A 17,129-nucleotide genomic window follows, 5' to 3' on the forward strand; every position below is an offset into this window, starting at 1 on the left:
CCCAGACCTGATATTCTTCCCGGTCGCCGCGCGCGCCACTCCACCCATGGGAAAGAAACACGCATGTCCGAAGAAATGACCATCCTGTACAAACAAGCGGCCATCACCCCTTTTTGGAAGAAGCTGCCGTTCTTTTTTCTGTTTCCGTTTCGCTTCGGCCCCGCCATCTTTATGGTGTGCATCGTGGCGGCGAGTGCGCTTGCCGGTTTTGTATTGGGTGGGTTCGGGCTGGTCTTCAAGGGATTCCTTGTCTATCTGGGCCTGCGGTATGCCTTCAATGTGCTGGAGCTGTTTGCCAAGGGTCGCTTTGAAGGGCACTCGGTTGACCACACCCTATGGGGACCGGAGAAGCGTCCGGCCAAGTTGGGCCTGGTGATTGCGCTTTTTATCGCTGGGGCCATCACCCTGGGCAACGTCGTGCTGGACGCGCGGATCGCGAAAAACACCGCCGTGCAGGAGCGCATACTGGAGCAATACGAGCTGAGCCATGCCAAGGAGCTGGAAGCGCTGAGGCTGGAGCAAGAGGCGTATGACAAAAGCATGGCCGAGGCCGCGCTGGCCAGGGACAGCAGCCCGCCCCTGCCTCTGGACGGCGATGCACCAGACCCCGAAGAAGCAGGCCAGAGCATGGCCGACCCCCTACCTGACACCACGCCAGACGTGCTGCGCCCCGACAACGGACCCAGCCGTGCAGAGATGCTCGAAGCGAGTAAACCCAGTTTCTCGGACCCGCTGTGGTCCAAGCTCCAGCCTGCGTGGTACTGGCTACTGGTACTGTTCGCTAGCTTGGTGTTGCCATCGGCTGCGATTGTTATTGCCATGGAAGACAAGTTCTTCAAAGCGCTGAACCCCACCCTGGTGGTGTATTTCATCCAGTCCATCGGCAGTGCTTACTTCGCGCTGTGGGCCTTTTTTCTGGCGATTGCAGGCGCGCGGCAGCTTGCGCTGACGGCCGGTCGGAACTGGCCCATGGGCTTGGGTTTTCCGCTGGAAATGGCATTGGCAACCTACCTGGCCCTGGTGCTGTTTGCGATGATGGGCTACACCCTGTACCAGTTCCACCAGGAGCTCAGCCTGGATGTGGATGTGGACTTTGACGACCACCGGCAAGCGGGCGGTGCCGAGGCGATCGCCCGCGCGGGCTCGGCCAATGCGGCCATCCACGGCGTGGCCCCGGCCAACCCCTTTGAGCACAAGCTACATGCGCTGCTGAAAGACGGCAAGGTCCAGGAGGCCATTGCAGAAGTCAAAGACCATATGCGCTACGACCGTTTCGATCTGGACCTGAACAACCGTCTGCACGCCCTGCACGTGCAGGCTGGCGACACGGCGGCCACCCTGGCCCACGGTCAGCAGTGGCTGAGTGCACTGGTGCGTGCCAAACAGCAAAAACAGGCGGTGGTGGCCTTTCGCACGCTGGTCGCCATGGACCCGGGCTTTGTTGTCGCAGACGGCGACGTGGTACTGCCCACGGCCCAAGCCGCGCTGGACATGCGCGAGGCGGCCCTGGCCGTCAAGCTGTTGAAGGGATTCGACAAACGTTTCCCGCAGCACACCGATCTGCCCGCCGTGCTGTTTCTGGGTGCCAAGCTGATGAGCGAGAAGATGCGCCAGCATGACAAGGCGGCCGCGCTGATCCGCTCGGTGTTGGCACGCTTCCCCGACCACACCATCTCCGCCGAGGCCAAGGCCTATTTGTCCGTGCTGGATGCGGTGGCGGCGAAGTCGGCGCGCGCTTAAGGGCTACAACGTAGGTCTGGCCCGCGTGGGCACGCCCCCGCGCAGTAGCCCCTGGCCCCGCGCAAACTCCACCATCAGCTGGCGGCAGGCCAACTCCGGGTCCGCCGCTTGCGTGATGGCCGTGATGACCGCCGCACTGGCCACTCCTTGCGCCGCCATCTCGGCGATATTGCGCACATCAATGCCGGCAATACCCACCACGGGCACCGGCAACAAACCGGCCCAGTAGCGCAGGTTGTCCAGCCCCTGCGGAATCCACGGCATGTCCTTGGACTGCGTGGCAAAGATGGGGCCGCAGGCGATGTAGGACGGGCGCAGGGCCCAGGCGCGGGCCACCTCCCAGTAGCTGTGGGTGCTCAGGCCCAGGCGCACACCGGCGTCGCGCAACGCAGCCAGGTACACCGTATCCAGATCTTCCTGGCCCAGGTGCACGCCATAAGCGCCCAGGCGCAGGGCTAACGCCCAGTGGTCGTTGATGAAGAGTTGGGCGCCGGGGGTGGCGTTGGCGGCAGCAATCGCGTCCCTGATCTGCGCCTCCAGTGTCGGCTCATGTGGGTCCTTGATGCGCAGTTGCACGGTGCGGATGCCGGCGGCCAGCACGCGACGCACCCAGGTGGCGCTGTCAACAACCGCGTAGACGCCCAACGCGGGGTCGCGCAGCGGACGAAAGGCGGCTGGCGGTTCAACCGCCATGCCTGCAGGTGCCGCAGCCTGGGCCGCGCTCGCCACGAGCGACAGCGCTGGCAGGTTGATGGCGTGCTGTGCAAAGTCCGCCTGTGCGTTCACCGGTCCGGCACCCGCACCGGCCGCATACGCGTGGTGCAGCGCGTGCGTGGTGGCCATCTTGGCCAACACCACGGCATCGGCCACGCAGTAGCCGCTGGCCAGTGCGGCGGCGGCCGTGGATGCGAAAGTGCAGCCCGTGCCGTGGTGGTGGGTCGTGTCCACCCGTGGCAGGCTGAGCCAGCCGCTGGCCTGAGGGCTGTGGAACCAATCCCTTGCGACGCCATCGTGCTGTGCGGCATCACCGCCGGTGATGACTACGGCGAAGGTATCCCGAGCTTGACCCACCACCAGCCCCAAGCGCGCAGCCTCCACACGGTTGGGCGTGACCAGTGTGGCGCGCGGTAGCAATTCATTCACATAGGCCTGCACCAAGGCATCATCGGCAAAAGCAGCACCTGTGCTGGCGCCCAGTACCGGGTCCACAACCAGCGCGACTTTTAATCCTTGGCTCCGCAAGCGGTCCACCCAGCGGCAGACCACGCGCAGGTTTTCGACACTGCCTAGCAGCCCGGTTTTGATGGCCTGGGGCGGCATATCCTGCGCCAGCACAGCCAGTTGTGCGTCCAGCAATTCCGCGCTCACCGCGTCCACCCGCGTGACCGCGACCGAGTTCTGCGCGGTGATGGCGGCCACTGCGGTGCAGCCATGTACGCCACCAAAGGCCGCAAAGGCTTTGATGTCGGCCTGCACACCCGCGCCGCCGCCGCTGTCAGACCCTGCAATGCTCCAGACAATGGGCCTTGTGGTGCCTGTTTCAGCCGAAGCACCTAACCGAAATTGGCCTCTAGCCCCCGTGAAATATGACGGTTGTACTACTGAATTCATAGCAATATCGGGTGCCCCGCCACCGGGGTAGATGCCACCGCCATGTCCTGTTTGGCCATGACACCGGCCTCAAACGCCAGCCGCCCGGCCCGAATGCCCAAACCAAAGGCGCGCGCCATGCGCACCGGGTTCAGCGCCTTGGCCACGGCGGTGTTGAGCAACACGCCGTCCAGCCCCAGCTCCATGGCCTGCACGGCATCTGCCGGTGAGCCTATGCCTGCGTCCACGATCAGCGGCACGCCGGGCAGGCGCGCGCGCAGCGTGCGCAAGGCGCCGGGGTTGACGAGGCCCTGGCCGGAGCCAATGGGTGCGCCCCAGGGCATCAGAATCTTGCAGCCCACGTCCAGCAAGCGCTGGCAGCTGACTAGGTCATCGGTGCAATAGGGAAAGACTTCAAAACCGTCTTTCACCAGCTGGCGGGCCGCGTCCACCAGTTCGAACGGATCGGGCTGCAGTGTGTGTTCGTCTCCCACTACTTCGAGCTTGATCCAGTGGGTGTCAAACAGCTCACGCGCCATCTGCGCCAGCGTGATGGCCTCGCGGGCCGTGCGGCAGCCAGCGGTGTTGGGCAGCAGGTGGGCGCCGGTGGCCTTGATGATGCTGAAGAAGTCACCTTCGGCAGATGCCTGTGCGCCCTGCGCCAACTGGCGGCGTAGGCCGACCGTCACCACCTGCGTACCCGATGACGCAATGGCCTGTTGCAGGATTGCCGGTGACGGATAACCCGCCGTGCCCAGTAGAAAGCGGCTTTGCAATGTGCTCCCGCCTAGGTGCCATTCACTGGCGTCTGAGCGCCCCGGCGGCAGCGGGCTCTGCTCCCCCACTTCTGTTGGCCCCGCCCGCCTTGCGGGCTCCTCCTGGTACGGAGCAGAGCCCACTACCACCGGGGCTTCTTGGTAATCGACCATGTATCAACCTCCTTCTATCGGTTGGAACGTGATGATGGTGTCGCCATCGGATAGCGTCTGTGTGGCGCGCAGGTTACGCGGCACAAACTCACCATTCAGTGCTGTCGCCACCGCCTGGGGCAATTGGCCCTGCTGCTCAACCCACTGCGCTAACGTCCGTGCTGTGGTCGTGTGCAAGCCGCCATTCACCGTCAGCGTGATGGTCGTCGAAGCTTCCGCCACCGATGCGTTCATGACAGCCCATCCTTCAGCGCCTCTTCCACCATGGCCGGCGCCACCAGCCAGCCGTGCCGGTACAGGCCGTTGATGCGGGTGATGCCTTTGTCGCGTGTCAAGAGCGGCAGGTTGTTGGGCAGTGCGGGGCGCAGATTGGTCTCGGAGTGCACCACACGCGCCTCGGCCAGCTCGGGGATTACGCTGTGCGCGGCACTCAGCAGCTCCAGCGTACTGCGCAGCGATACCGGCGAGCGGTCTTCACTCTCGATTTCGCTGGCGCCGACGACCAGCATGTCGTCCGCGCGGGGCACGATGTAGACCGTGTGCCGCGGGTGCATCAGGCGCACCGACCGAGTGAGTTTGACACTTGGCGCATGCAACCAGAACACCTCGCCCCGCACGCCGCGCACCAGCAATTGCGGGCGGGCGCCAATGCCACGCACGTCGAACACATGGTCAAAGCGCAGCGTTTCGCCTTGCTCGGACTGCAACAGCCTCAAGCCTTCGACACTCTCCCGGCGTGCGGAGGTTTGGGTCTGAACCCGCAAGGTTCCAGCCTCCACCGCATGCACGGTGCTGCGCCAGTGCCAGTGTGTGCCCTGACGCGTGCACTGTGCCGCCAAGGCCTGCATGGCCTGCACGGTGTGGATCTGGCCTTCACACGGCAGCAGCCAGCTCAGGGCCGGGCCGGAAATTGAGGGCTCCAGCTCGGTCAGACGGGCGGCGTCCAGCAGCTCGGGCTGGTACAACGGGTCTGCCTTGGACTGCAGCAGGCTGATGACCCGCTGCGCCGCGCCCGCATCACCTCGGTGGGCCAGCAGCAGGCTGCCCTGCAGGCTCAAGCCCACGGGCTCGCCCAGGCCGTGCACGATGGACGGCCACAGGTAACAGGAGCGCAGCCCCCAGGCAAACACGCGTGCATCGGCACACTCCAGCTCCGCCACCGGGCTCAGCATGCCGGCCGCTGTCCAGGCCGCGGCATCCGACCCGGACTCGGCATTGGGACCGGGGCCACTGGCCGGGTCAAACACATCCACGCGGTGGCCGGCGCGGCTCAACTCCAGCGCCAGCAAACGCCCCAACAAACCTGCACCTGCAATACCGATATGCATAAACACTACCCCTTGCTGATGGGAATATAGATTTCGCTACCCGCCTTTTTAAACGTGTCTGACATGGACTGCATGCCATCACTCAAGGCCTGCTCGTCGCTGACGCCCTTGGTCTTGGCGTACTCGCGCACCTCTTGCGTGATTTTCATCGAACAGAACTTGGGGCCGCACATCGAGCAGAAATGCGCCACCTTGGACGCGTCCTTGGGCAGGGTTTCGTCATGGAAATTGCGCGCCGTGTCCGGGTCCAGCGACAGGTTGAACTGGTCCATCCAGCGGAATTCAAAACGCGCTTTCGACAAGGCGTCATCCCGCGCCCGCACCCCCGGATGGCCCTTGGCCACATCGGCCACATGGGCGGCAATCTTGTAGGTGATGATGCCGGTCTTGACGTCTTCGCGGTCTGGCAGGCCCAGGTGTTCCTTGGGTGTGACGTAACACAACATGGCCGTGCCGAACCAGCCGATCATGGCCGCGCCAATGCCACTGGTGATGTGGTCGTAACCGGGCGCAATGTCGGTGGTCAACGGGCCCAGCGTGTAGAACGGCGCCTCGTCGCAGTGCTTCAACTGCTCCGTCATATTGGCCTGCACCATGTGCATGGGCACGTGGCCGGGGCCTTCAATCATCACCTGCACGTCTTGCTGCCAGGCCTTCTTGGTCAGCTCACCCAGGGTACGCAGCTCGGCAAACTGGGCCTCGTCGTTCGCATCGGCACCACTGCCGGGGCGCAGGCCGTCGCCCAGCGAGTAACTCACGTCGTAGGCCTTCAAGATCTCCGTCATCTCATCGAAATGGGTGTAGATGAAATTCTCTTTGTGGTGGGCAATACACCACTTGGCCATGATGGAGCCACCGCGCGACACGATGCCGGTCACCCGATTGGCCGTCAGGTGGATGAAGGGCAATCGCACGCCGGCATGCACGGTGAAGTAGTCCACGCCCTGCTCCGCCTGTTCGATCAGCGTGTCGCGGAAGATTTCCCAGGTCAGGTCTTCGGCGACGCCGCCCACCTTCTCCAGCGCCTGGTAAATCGGCACGGTGCCGATAGGCACCGGGCTGTTGCGCACGATCCAGTCGCGTGTGGTGTGGATGTTTTTGCCGGTGGACAAGTCCATGACGGTGTCTGCACCCCAGCGGATGGACCAGACCAGTTTCTCGACCTCTTCCTCAATGCTGGAAGTGACGGCCGAGTTGCCGATGTTGGCGTTGATCTTGACCAGAAAATTACGGCCAATGGCCATGGGCTCCAGCTCGGTGTGGTTGATGTTGGCCGGGATGATGGCGCGGCCGCGCGCGACCTCGCTGCGCACAAACTCGGGCGTCATGATCTTGGGGATGCTGGCGCCAAAGCTGTTGCCCGCCAGGCGCGCCTCGCGCTCGACATTGCCCAGGTACTGCTCCATCCATTCCAGCTTCTGGTTCTCACGGATGGCCACGTATTCCATCTCGGGGGTGATGATGCCTTTGCGGGCATAGTGCATTTGGGAGACGTTGGCACCACTGCGGGCGCGGCGTGGCTGACGCTGCAGGCCTGCGGCCTGGGCACGCAAGGCGGCCAGTGCATCGGTCTCGCCATTTTTGAGGCCATCGTCCAGAGCAAAGGGCTTGCGGCCTTCATACAACTCGGTGTCGCCGCGGGCGTCGATCCAGCCCTGGCGCACCAGTGGCAAGCCCTGGCGAACATCGATGTCGGCGGCAGGGTCGGTATAGGGACCGGAGGTGTCGTACACCGTGACCGCCTCGCCATTGCTCTGCATGATTTCACGCATCGGCACCTGGATGTCCGGGCGGCTGCCGGGCAGATAACGTTTGGTGGAAGCGGGAAGCGGCTCGCGGGTAAGGCGGATGAACTGGGCTAACTTGTCGGGTGCGTTCATGGTTCTATATCTCCGGTATGGACCCGAAGACAAAGCGAAAACACAGCCCCGCAAACCCTGAAAAGAGGCAGCTCAAACGGCGCTTGGCCATTGGCTGCTCTGCACTTCTTACGCTGGTATGAACCAGATCAAGTTCACGGGTTTGGAATCCATCTCAGCGCAACCATTGCGCACCCCGGGCAGGGCGGAGTGTACGACAAAGCCAGGACCATACCTGCGCATGGATGTGGCAGAACGTGCCGCTCAGCCTACAGCCATCTTCGCGTACGACGCCCGTTCAATCTCTTGCACCTCCACGCACAGCTGCACGTGCAAACCCGGCGGCCACACACACGCCGTATGCAACGCGCCCAGCAAATCCTTGGACAGCGCCTGCTTGGTTTCAAGAGACCGGCCGCTCAGAATGGCCAACTTGGCATGCACAAAGGCCCGACCACCTGGCGATGTGCCCACCAGAAATGTATGGAGGCGTACCGCACGGCTCTTGATGTCGACTTCCTCTTCAAACTGGCCGCTGGCCACCAGCGCTTGGTTCAATGCCAGCAGGGCCTGATCGGCATCAAACTGGGGCAGGTTGTCGGTGTATTCGATGGTGAGATGGGGCATGTTTTTCGTTGTGGTTGCAAACGTCTGCAAAGCTAGCTGTTTTCCTAGACACTGACTCCATGGCGCTCGCCTCCGGTCAGAGACGGCCGCGCCAGATTGTGCACAATCGCCGCCGCCACGTCGGACGGATCGGCCAAGCCACCCTGGTGTTGGCGTTGGATAAAACGCTCAACCTCCGGGAAATCGATCACGCTGGATGCGCGAATCATCGCCTGCATAAGTCTTGCCGTCATCAGGATTGCAACGGCACCGACACCACAGCCTTGCCGCGCAGTGCCCACAGTTGCGATGCCGAAAGCACAAACGTGGCCACCAGCAGCCCAATCGACACCGGCTGCACAAACGCCGCATGGCCCGCCAGCATGAAGCCCGCATGGATGGCGCAGGTCAGAAAACCCAGTGCCGCCAACAGCTTGTAGAAAAACATGCCAGTGTGCACATCCGCCACCACCCGGCTGTGCGCATACAGCACCAGCGCAATGATGGGGATGTTCAGCAGCAGATTCACCTGGTTGCCACCGGGGATCCGAAACAGCTCCCACTCGTGCCAGAAGGCAGCGTCTATCTGGTGCGTGATGAGGACGGTGGCATTGGCTAAAAAGAGCCAGTGCAGGCGGGATGCAGGGGTCATGGTGTTGGCGGCTTAAAGCGCTTTTCCTTGTCGTACGGAAACACGTCGTGCACATGCCCCGCCTGGATGCGGTCCTTGTGACCCTGCCAGAAAGAAGCCTCCAGCAAGTCGGCGTGGTGTTTCATGAAGATGCTGCGCACGGCCGGGTTGCCCAGCAGGAAGGGTCCAAAGGTTTCGGGGAAGACGTCCTTGGGGCCTACGCTGTACCAGACCTCGCCAGACATTTCATCCTCTTCATTGCGCGGGGCGGGCACGGTGCGGAAGTTGCAGTCGGTGATGTATTCGATCTCGTCGTAGTCGTAGAACACCACCTTGCCGTGGCGGGTGATGCCAAAGTTCTTCCACAACATGTCGCCGGGGAAGATATTGGCGGCCACCAGGTCCTTGATGGCGTTGCCGTATTCGACCACGCCGCGTTCGATCTGCTCGCGGGCTCGCACGGCCGCCGGACTGGTGTCATTGGCATTGGCGCCGCCCGCATCAAAGGCTTCCTGCAAGTAAATGTTGAGCGGAATCATGCGCCGCTCGATGTAGACGTGTTTGATGATGACTTCTACCGTGCCGTCGCCATCGCGGTCGCTGATCTCCAACTGGCTGGGGGCGAACTTCTGGATCTCTTCTATCAGTTCGTCACTAAAACGGTCCCGCGGAAAACCCACCTCGCTGTATTCCAGCGTATCGGCCATGCGGCCCACGCGGTCGTGTTGTTTGACCAGCAGGTACTTGCCCTTGATCTGCTCGCGGGTCGTGTCCTTTTGCGGCGGGTAGTAGTCCTTGATCACCTTGAACACATAGGGAAACGACGGCAGATCAAACACCAGCATCACCATGCCCTTGATGCCCGGCGCGATGCGGAACTTGTCGGTGCTGTGGCGCTGGTGGGCCAGCAGGTCGCGGTAGAACAGGGTCTTGCCCTGCTTGGCCAGACCCAGCGCGTTGTAGATTTCGTTGCGCGGCTTGCGCGGCATCATGCTGCGCAGAAACTGCACGTAGGCCGACGGAATCTCCATGTCCACCATGAAGTAGGCACGGGCGAAGCTGAACAACATCAGCAGATCGTCTTCGCCAAACAGCGCGGTGTCGATCACCAGTTTGGACCGCTGGCCATGCCGCTCCTCCGCCGCATCACCCGCGGCATTGCGGCCCGTGGCCGGCACTTTGGTGTGCAGGATGGGCAGCGCAAACGGAAACTCGTTGAAACCATTGATCAGCTTGCCGACGATGTAACAGCCCTTGTTGCGGAAGAACAGTCCCGTCAGCACCTGGATCTGGAAGTTGGCGCGTAACTTGGCATCGCCCAGCCGCTCCATCATGGCCTGCTGCACCAGGGCGCAGTAGTGCTCCAGCCGATCGAAGGGGCGCTGCAGGTCAAAGTCCATCACCATGGTCAGCAACACGCTGGTCATGGTGTCGCGCGTGGGGTAGTAGGAGCGGTAGGTGGGGCGTTTTTCGGACTCGTCGTTCTCGATGTATTCGGTGCTGACGGCCGGGCGCACAAAGATGAAGTCGTTCTGGAAATAACTGCGGTGCAGGATCTTGGTGGTAACCGAGTTGAAAAAGGTCTCCGCCAGCTCGGGCTGGTGGTGGTTCACCAAGAGGCCGATGTAGTGCAGCTTGATCTGCTGCCAGATGTCCATGGACTGGTCACCGGCTTTGAACTCGCGCTCCAGCCGGCGCGAACACTCGGTGACCCGCAGGTCGTAGAATTCGATGCGCTCGCGCTGGGCCCGCTGCTGGCCGTGCCAATCCGCGGTCTCGAAGCGGTGTTTGGCGCGGGCCGACTCGGTGCGGAACAGCTGGTAGTGGCGGTTGAAGCCGTCCATCATCGCCTTGGCGATGTCGTAAGCAATGGAAGAGTCCAGTCGGGTTGGAAACATTTTGCTCACTTATTTATAGCTATACCGTCAACAATTACGGGGGCTAAAGCCGAATTTTGCTTAAGCCTACTCGTGGCGGGCAATCAGGCGAATGCCGGCCAGCGCCTGGCGGTACAGCGCCTCCAGATCTTCTGCACCGCTCACTGTCATGTGCAGGTCTTGCAGCAGACCATCCTGCAGGCCGTAGACCCAGCCGTGCAGGGTGACGCCCTGGCCCCGCGCCCAGGCGTCCTGCACCACGGTGCTCTGGGCCACATTGACCACCTGTTCGATGACATTGAGCTCACACAGGGCATCGGCACGGCCATGTTCGGGCAACGCCTCCAGCAGGTGACGGTGGCGGTCGCGCACATCCTGGATGTGGCGCAGCCAGTTGTCGGCCAGCCCCACCCGTGCGCCATCCAGCGCCGCACGCACGCCCGCGCAGCCATAGTGGCCCACCACCATGATGTGCTCCACCTTGAGCAGGTCGATGGCGAACTGGATGGTGGACAAAGCGTTCAGGTCCGAATGCACGACCACATTGGCCACATTGCGGTGCACGAAGACCTCGCCGGGCTCCAGGCCCGTGATCTGGTTGGCGGGCACGCGGCTGTCGGAGCAGCCTATCCACATGTACTTGGGCCTTTGCTGGGCCTTGAGGTTGGTGAAGAAGCCAGGGCGCTCGGCCTCCATGCGGGCGGCCCACGCGCGGTTGTGGGCGAAGAGGTCGTTGAGTTTGTCTGCCATCGGTAAGCTCCTTGTTGACTTGCTATTTCTTGAGTGAGTGGCGCACATTCCAGTCCAGCAGCCCGTAGCGGGCGCGCTCCTGCTGGTCGTCTTGTGCGTTGAATCGGCACGGCGCTGCGGATGGTGGGGCCGTGGTGCCAGGCCCCGAACTGCAGGTGAACGATTCCTTGTTGCCCAGTTTCCAAAGGCCCTGGGTATTGCGCACTTCGCCAGTGAAAAACATGGCGCGGGGTGCCTCCAGCGGGTTCTGGGGCTGTGGCGTGCGCAACAGGTTGCGGCCCGCGTTGATGTAGGGGCCTTCCACACCTACCAATGGCAGCAGCGTGGTGAACATGTCGCGGTGGCTGGCCGGCAGCGCCTGCTGCGGGCCACACTGCAAGCCCTCACCCCAGATCACAAAGGGCACCTGGCGCTGCAGGTATCGGCGTGATGCATCGGCATACAAACCGAAGGAGCGCACATTGTGGTCACCGGTGGCGGCGACGACGGTGTTGGCCTTGAGCGGGCCCCTTTGTACATCCTGCACAAAACCGCCCAGCAGGTCGGTGGCGTAGTGGTAGGTGTCCAGGTTCAGCAGCAAGGTGTCGGATGTGGTTTCGCCCTTCCACAGGGCCATGTCACGCGGCACACGCTGGTAATCATTGGGCAGGTCGTAGGGGGGGTGGTTGGTGCTGGTGAGCACGAACACAAAAATGGGTTTGTCCGCAGGCTGCGCCGCGAGGCGTTTGCTCAAATACTTGAAAACATAACTGTCCCAGACGCCCCATATGCCCAGGTCGGCGTCGGGGTAGTGTTCTTTTAACGTATTGGCATCCACCACCTCGTCAAAACCCTGCACCGCCAGCACACGGTTCAGGTCGCGCCAGCCGGACCGGGCCGAGGTGACGAATAACGTCTGGTAACCAGCGTCCTTGACCACTTTGGGAATGGCCCAGGGGATGGGCTTGCGCCCAACATCGCCCATGGTCAACGGGGTGATGGGGGTGGAGAACAGGATGGCTTCCAGCGAGGGGTGGGTACCGGGTTGGGCAGAATCGAAGTTACTGAAGCGGCAGGCCTTGCTGGCATCGGCCAGCGTGGGTGCCATGCGGCCCAGCACATCGAACGTGGGCCCGTGGTACAGCAGCGGCTCGGCGCTCCATGACTCCATCAGGAAGAAGATCAGGTTCTTCTTGGATGTGCCCGCGGGCAAGGCTTCGTGTGCGGTCAATGCCGCCTTGACCTCGGCCTCGCTGCCGTGGGGCATGCCCAGAACCTCGGCCGCAGCCAGCGGCGAATCAAAACCCATGGCCTTGAGCCCGGCCAATGGGTTCTGCAGATTCTGCGACTCGCCCCGACTGTCCCAGGCGTACTTCAGCGCAATGGGGCCATTGGGCACCATGTCGTTCAGGAATTGGGAGGTGGTAACGGTCAGGTGCTGGCGCTGCAAGGCCATCTGCCGCAAAGTACCCTTGCCAGCAAACAACAAGGCCAGCAGCACCACCGTTGCCACCAGCAGTTTCACCGCGACGTGGCGCGACTGGAACACGGTGTCGGGCTGAAGGCGCGCAAGCAACAAGCGATGCACCACCACTGCCGAAAAGGTCAGCACCACGGCTAGCAGCAGCGTCCACACGACCGGAAAGTCATGCCAGATGGTTTGCAAGACGGCGGTGGTGTCGTCTTCCACCAGGCCAAACACCAGCGAATCAATGGGTGTTTTGTAAAAACCGAAGTAATGCAGATTGACCAGGGACAGCATCACATAAAAGAAGGCGACGCCCGCCGCAATGCGCCCCTGCACCTTGCCCGACACCCAGGGCAGTACCAGCAGCAGGAGAAATCCCGCCACGGCACTGACCTTCAGGTCAAAACGCAGGCCTTGTACCAGCGCGCCAAACACATCACTCTGCGCGGCCTGGTAGCCCGCAGGCCAGAAATACGCCAGCTGGCCCAGGCGAATCAACGATAGCGCCAGCACCAGTGGCACCACCAGCACCCAGGCGCGCAACAGGCCGCGCAGGGTGCCATGGAGGAGTGTGTTCAGTGTGCGGGTAAGGGTGGACTTCATCAGCCCTACATTGTCTCAGCGAACAGCTCCCGCCCGATCAGCATGCGGCGAATCTCCGATGTACCCGCACCGATTTCGTACAACTTGGCATCGCGCCACAGGCGGCCCAGTGGGTATTCGTTAATGTACCCATTGCCGCCAAAGATTTGCACACCCTCACCTGCCATCCAGGTGGCCTTCTCGGCGGTCCACAGAATGACGGAAGCGCAGTCCTTGCGCACCTGGCGCACGTGTTCCACGCCCAACAGGTCCAGGTTCTTGGCCACGGTGTAGGCAAAGGCACGACCGGCCTGCAGCACGGTGTACATGTCGGCGACCTTGCCCTGGATCAGCTGGAATTCGCCAATACTCTGGCCAAACTGCTTGCGGTCGTGGATGTAGGGGATGACGTTGTCCATGACGGATTGCATGATGCCCAGCGGGCCGCCGGTCAGAACCGCACGTTCGTAGTCCAGGCCGCTCATCAGCACCTTGGCGCCGCCATTGACCGCACCCAGCACGTTTGCGTGGGGCACTTCGACGTTGTTAAACACCAGTTCACCCGTGTGGCTGCCGCGCATGCCCAGCTTGTCCAGCTTTTGCGCGATGCTGAAGCCCGGCATACCCTTTTCGATCAGAAAGGCGGTGACGCCGCGCGCGCCCAATTCAGGCTCTGATTTTGCATAGACCACCAGCGTGTCTGCGTCGGGGCCGTTGGTGATCCACATCTTGTTGCCGTTGAGCAGGTAATAACCGCCCTTGTCTTCGGCCTTGAGCTTCATGCTCAGAACGTCAGAACCAGCACCCGGCTCGCTCATGGCCAGCGCGCCCACGTGCTCGCCGCTGATCAGCTTGGGCAGGTATTTGGCGCGTTGTGCATCGGTGCCATTGCGCTTGATCTGATTGACGCACAGGTTGCTGTGGGCGCCGTAGGAGAGGCCTACGGAGGCCGACGCGCGGGAGATTTCTTCCATCGCAATCATGTGGGCCAGGTAGCCCATGTTGGCGCCGCCGTATTCCTCGCCCACGGTGATGCCCAGCACGCCCAAGTCACCCATCTTGCGCCACAGGTCCATGGGGAACTGGTCGGTCTTGTCGATCTCGGCCGCGCGGGGGGCGATCTCGGCTTGGGCAAATTCGCGCACGGCGTCGCGCAGGGCGTCAATGTCTTCGCCGAGTTGGAAGTTCAGGCCGGGTAGGTTGTTCATGGTGGTTGTCTCCTGTTGCTCTTGGGGGTTTGGGTATGTATGGATTGGGGCGGCTGGGTCAGGCCTTGGTCTTCTTGGGGGCTGGTTTGGCAGCCGGCTTGGTGGCCTTGGCCAATAGTGCGCGGGCTTCTTTTTCGTGGGTCTTCAGTTCGTCCAGATTGGCCTGCAAGTCGGTCATCTGGGATTCCAGCTGCAGGCGGTGTGCGGCCAGCACATCCAGGAACTTCTGCAGCTGCGCACCAGTATCACGCGGGCTGTCGTACATCTGGATGATCTCCTTGGCCTCGGTCAGCGACAGGCCCAGGCGTTTGGCCCGCAGCGTGAGCTTGAGACGCGTGCGGTCGCGCCCGCTGTAGACGCGACTGCGGCCACCTGGGCCGGTTCGCTGGGGCTCCAGCAGCCCCAGGTCTTCGTAAAACCGGATGGCGCGGGTGGTCAGGTCAAACTCGCGGGCCAGATCGCCAATGCTGTAGGTTGTGCTCATGGATCCTGAGTGAACAAGGGCGACAGTGGCTTCAAATGACGCCACCTAGAATGCCCATTTTGTTGACGTTTACGTAAACGTCAATTATCCAATAAAAAGGCGCCCACCCCATGAACGATCTGGAAATGCAGCTCCACTACCCGCTGGGCGAGGCGCTGGCCCCCAGTGGCGGCACGCTGGAAGTGGCGCCCGGCGTACGGTGGATACGCATGACCCTGCCCTTTGCGCTGAACCACATCAACCTCTGGCTGCTGCGCGATTGTGTGGACGGGGTGGAGGGCTGGAGCATTGTGGACTGCTGCATCCACCGCGACGAGGCCAAGGCGCAGTGGGAATCCATCTTTGCCCATGAGCTGCAAGGCCTGCCGATACTGCGGGTCATCGTCACCCACATGCACCCCGACCATATTGGCCTGGCGCACTGGCTGTGTGAGCGGTGGAGTGGGCGCGGCGCCGGGCCGCCCCAAGGCGCGCCCAGCCCCCTCGGGGGGCAGCGCAGCAGCGAAGACGCAAGCGTGGGGGCTCATCGTGAATGCCGCTTGTGGATCAGCGCCACCGATTACCAGGTAGCCCGCCTGGGCTGTTTGGGTCCCACCGGCTTTGGCGGCGACCGTGCAGCGGAATACTTTGCGGCCCACGGCCTGAACAGCCCCGAGGCGGTGGAGCAAATCAAGGGCCGCACGGGGTACTTTCCGTCTCTGGTGCCGTCCGTGCCGCCACAATACCGGCGGCTGATGGATGGCATGGTGCTGGATATCGGCGGGCGAGGCTGGCGCTGCATCAGCGGTTATGGCCATGCGCCGGAACACATTGCACTGTACTGTGCAGAGCTCAACGTGTTGATAGGGGGCGACATGATGTTGCCCCGAATCAGTACCAACGTCAGCGTTTACGAGCAGGAGCCCGAGTCCAATGCGCTGGTGCAGTTTCTGGATTCCATCGACAAGTTCCGCGCACTGCCCGAAGACACACTGGTACTGCCCTCGCACGGTAAGCCGTTCACGGGCATGCACACCCGCATCCAGCAGTTGCACGACCACCACCGCGACCGACTGGCCGAGGTGATGGAGGCCTGCACAGAACGCCCCTGCTGCGCCTTCGACATACTGCCCGTGTTGTTCAAGCGCCCGTTGGACATGCACCAGACGACCTTTGCCATGGGTGAGGCCGTGGCCCACCTGCACGCACTGTGGTTTGCCGGCCAACTGCAGCGCACCACAGACGCGCAAGGCGTCTACCGGTTTGGCCTGGCGTCCGCTTAGGCGACCTGCACCTCGATCTTGCGCGGCTTGACGTGTTCGACCTTGGGGATATGCAAGCGCAACACCCCTTGGCGGAACTCTGCGGCCACCTTGTCGCGGTCGAGTTCCTTGCCCAGGGTGAAGCTGCGCCGGTAACGTGGATAAGGCACCTCGACATGGCTGGCCTGCAGGTCCTTGACCCATGGCAGGCTCATTTCCCCTTCGACAAACAGTGTGTCTGACTCGACCCGGATGCGCAGCTTGTCTTTGGGCACACCCGGCAAATCTGCATACAGGGTGATGCCCGAAGAGTCTTCGACCACGTCCACCAAGGGTGTTGTAACACCCTCCTCAGGCGTATCGGCAAGCTGTTCTTTGGCAGTGCTTTTGTCGATCATGGTGTGCTCCTTTCCTTAGTGAATTTCTATGTGGCGGCGTTGCGCAGACTCGCGGCGCTTGACACTGACACACAAGATGCCGTCCACATACCGCGCGGTCACCTGGGTGGGGTCCACATCGTCGGACAGGCTGACGGCGCGGCGGAATTTGCCCACAAACCGCTCCTGGATGTGCACGGCCTCGCCACGGTTCTCGCCCGCCAGTTCAGAACTGCGCTCACCCGATACGGTGAGTACGCCGCGCTCTATGGTCACGTCAATGGATTTGGGGTCCAAGCCCGGGGCAAAGGCGTAGATTTCAACGGAATCGGGCGTTCCGCCAATATTCAGCGCCGGGAATTCCGTACGCCCGTCGCCGCGTATGCTGGATGGGGTGTTCGCATACCGTTGGAATTGGCGCTGCAAGCGACCCAACTCCGACAACAAGTCACGCGATGTGTAGGTTCGGTACATGGCTGG

General features: G+C 62.3%; 17 protein-coding genes and 1 riboswitch. Of the genes, 2 read left to right on the top strand and 15 right to left on the bottom strand.

Features of this window, described 5'->3' with window-relative positions; all coding sequences use genetic code 11:
* Nucleotides 1-63: 63 nt before the first annotated feature.
* On the top strand, nucleotides 64-1,740 hold the full coding sequence (locus tag HZ993_RS10540) for a hypothetical protein (protein ID WP_209397744.1): 1,677 nt from the start codon (nucleotides 64-66) through the stop codon (nucleotides 1,738-1,740).
* A 3-nt stretch (nucleotides 1,741-1,743) separates the two neighbouring features.
* Here HZ993_RS10540 and HZ993_RS10545 read toward each other — a convergent pair whose 3' ends face one another.
* The 13 genes from HZ993_RS10545 to HZ993_RS10605 form a co-directional block, all read right to left on the bottom strand.
* The gene (locus tag HZ993_RS10545) at nucleotides 1,744-3,351 is read right to left on the bottom strand and encodes a bifunctional hydroxymethylpyrimidine kinase/phosphomethylpyrimidine kinase (protein ID WP_209397746.1); all 1,608 of its coding nucleotides are present in this window, start codon (nucleotides 3,349-3,351) and stop codon (nucleotides 1,744-1,746) included.
* Nucleotides 3,348-4,259, bottom strand: coding sequence for a thiazole synthase (locus HZ993_RS10550; RefSeq protein WP_209397748.1), 912 nt, complete (start codon nucleotides 4,257-4,259; stop codon nucleotides 3,348-3,350). Before HZ993_RS10550 ends, HZ993_RS10545 begins: the two co-directional genes overlap by 4 nt.
* A 3-nt stretch (nucleotides 4,260-4,262) precedes the next feature.
* Nucleotides 4,263-4,493 (bottom strand): sulfur carrier protein ThiS, encoded by a 231-nt coding sequence (gene thiS / locus HZ993_RS10555; RefSeq protein WP_209397750.1) that lies wholly within the window; start codon nucleotides 4,491-4,493, stop codon nucleotides 4,263-4,265.
* The gene (locus HZ993_RS10560; RefSeq protein WP_209397752.1) at nucleotides 4,490-5,587 is read right to left on the bottom strand and encodes an FAD-dependent oxidoreductase; all 1,098 of its coding nucleotides are present in this window, start codon (nucleotides 5,585-5,587) and stop codon (nucleotides 4,490-4,492) included. Before HZ993_RS10560 ends, thiS begins: the two co-directional genes overlap by 4 nt.
* 5 nt (nucleotides 5,588-5,592) lie before the next feature.
* Complete coding sequence (thiC, locus tag HZ993_RS10565; RefSeq protein WP_209397754.1) at nucleotides 5,593-7,467, bottom strand: phosphomethylpyrimidine synthase ThiC; 1,875 nt, start codon at nucleotides 7,465-7,467, stop codon at nucleotides 5,593-5,595.
* 87 nt (nucleotides 7,468-7,554) lie between these two features.
* A riboswitch (TPP riboswitch) is annotated at nucleotides 7,555-7,655 on the bottom strand.
* 55 nt (nucleotides 7,656-7,710) lie between these two features.
* Nucleotides 7,711-8,073 (bottom strand): 5-carboxymethyl-2-hydroxymuconate Delta-isomerase, encoded by a 363-nt coding sequence (locus HZ993_RS10570; protein WP_209397756.1) that lies wholly within the window; start codon nucleotides 8,071-8,073, stop codon nucleotides 7,711-7,713.
* Between the two features lie 44 nt (nucleotides 8,074-8,117).
* Complete coding sequence (locus tag HZ993_RS10575) at nucleotides 8,118-8,306, bottom strand: hypothetical protein (protein ID WP_209397758.1); 189 nt, start codon at nucleotides 8,304-8,306, stop codon at nucleotides 8,118-8,120.
* Nucleotides 8,306-8,704, bottom strand: coding sequence for a DUF6713 family protein (locus tag HZ993_RS10580; RefSeq protein WP_209397760.1), 399 nt, complete (start codon nucleotides 8,702-8,704; stop codon nucleotides 8,306-8,308). The genes HZ993_RS10575 and HZ993_RS10580 overlap by 1 nt, the downstream gene beginning before the upstream one ends.
* On the bottom strand, nucleotides 8,701-10,581 hold the full coding sequence (gene aceK / locus HZ993_RS10585) for a bifunctional isocitrate dehydrogenase kinase/phosphatase (protein WP_209397762.1): 1,881 nt from the start codon (nucleotides 10,579-10,581) through the stop codon (nucleotides 8,701-8,703). The genes HZ993_RS10580 and aceK overlap by 4 nt, the downstream gene beginning before the upstream one ends.
* 66 nt (nucleotides 10,582-10,647) lie before the next feature.
* Nucleotides 10,648-11,310 carry a carbonate dehydratase gene (gene can / locus HZ993_RS10590; protein WP_209397764.1) on the bottom strand — a complete coding sequence of 221 codons (663 nt, stop codon included), beginning with the start codon at nucleotides 11,308-11,310 and terminating at the stop codon, nucleotides 10,648-10,650.
* Between the two features lie 22 nt (nucleotides 11,311-11,332).
* Nucleotides 11,333-13,360, bottom strand: coding sequence for an LTA synthase family protein (locus tag HZ993_RS10595; RefSeq protein ID WP_209397766.1), 2,028 nt, complete (start codon nucleotides 13,358-13,360; stop codon nucleotides 11,333-11,335).
* Nucleotides 13,361-13,365: 5 nt separating this feature from the next.
* Nucleotides 13,366-14,547 carry an isovaleryl-CoA dehydrogenase gene (locus HZ993_RS10600; protein WP_209397767.1) on the bottom strand — a complete coding sequence of 394 codons (1,182 nt, stop codon included), beginning with the start codon at nucleotides 14,545-14,547 and terminating at the stop codon, nucleotides 13,366-13,368.
* Nucleotides 14,548-14,605: 58 nt separating this feature from the next.
* Nucleotides 14,606-15,031, bottom strand: coding sequence for a MerR family DNA-binding transcriptional regulator (locus HZ993_RS10605; RefSeq protein WP_209397768.1), 426 nt, complete (start codon nucleotides 15,029-15,031; stop codon nucleotides 14,606-14,608).
* A gap of 110 nt (nucleotides 15,032-15,141) precedes the next feature.
* Between HZ993_RS10605 and HZ993_RS10610 the strand changes: the two genes are divergently transcribed.
* Nucleotides 15,142-16,293, top strand: a complete 1,152-nt coding sequence (locus tag HZ993_RS10610) for an MBL fold metallo-hydrolase (protein WP_209397769.1) — start codon at nucleotides 15,142-15,144, stop codon at nucleotides 16,291-16,293.
* Here the strand turns inward: HZ993_RS10610 and HZ993_RS10615 are convergent.
* A complete protein-coding gene (locus HZ993_RS10615) occupies nucleotides 16,290-16,670 on the bottom strand; it encodes an Hsp20/alpha crystallin family protein (RefSeq protein ID WP_209397770.1) in 381 nt (126 codons plus the stop codon). The two genes, HZ993_RS10610 and HZ993_RS10615, sit on opposite strands and share 4 nt — an antisense overlap.
* A gap of 15 nt (nucleotides 16,671-16,685) precedes the next feature.
* Nucleotides 16,686-17,123 (bottom strand): Hsp20/alpha crystallin family protein, encoded by a 438-nt coding sequence (locus HZ993_RS10620; protein ID WP_209397771.1) that lies wholly within the window; start codon nucleotides 17,121-17,123, stop codon nucleotides 16,686-16,688.
* Nucleotides 17,124-17,129 lie beyond the last annotated feature (6 nt).

It is taken from the genome of Rhodoferax sp. AJA081-3, from assembly GCF_017798165.1.
In the GTDB taxonomy this organism is placed as follows: Bacteria; Pseudomonadota; Gammaproteobacteria; order Burkholderiales; family Burkholderiaceae_C; genus Allorhodoferax.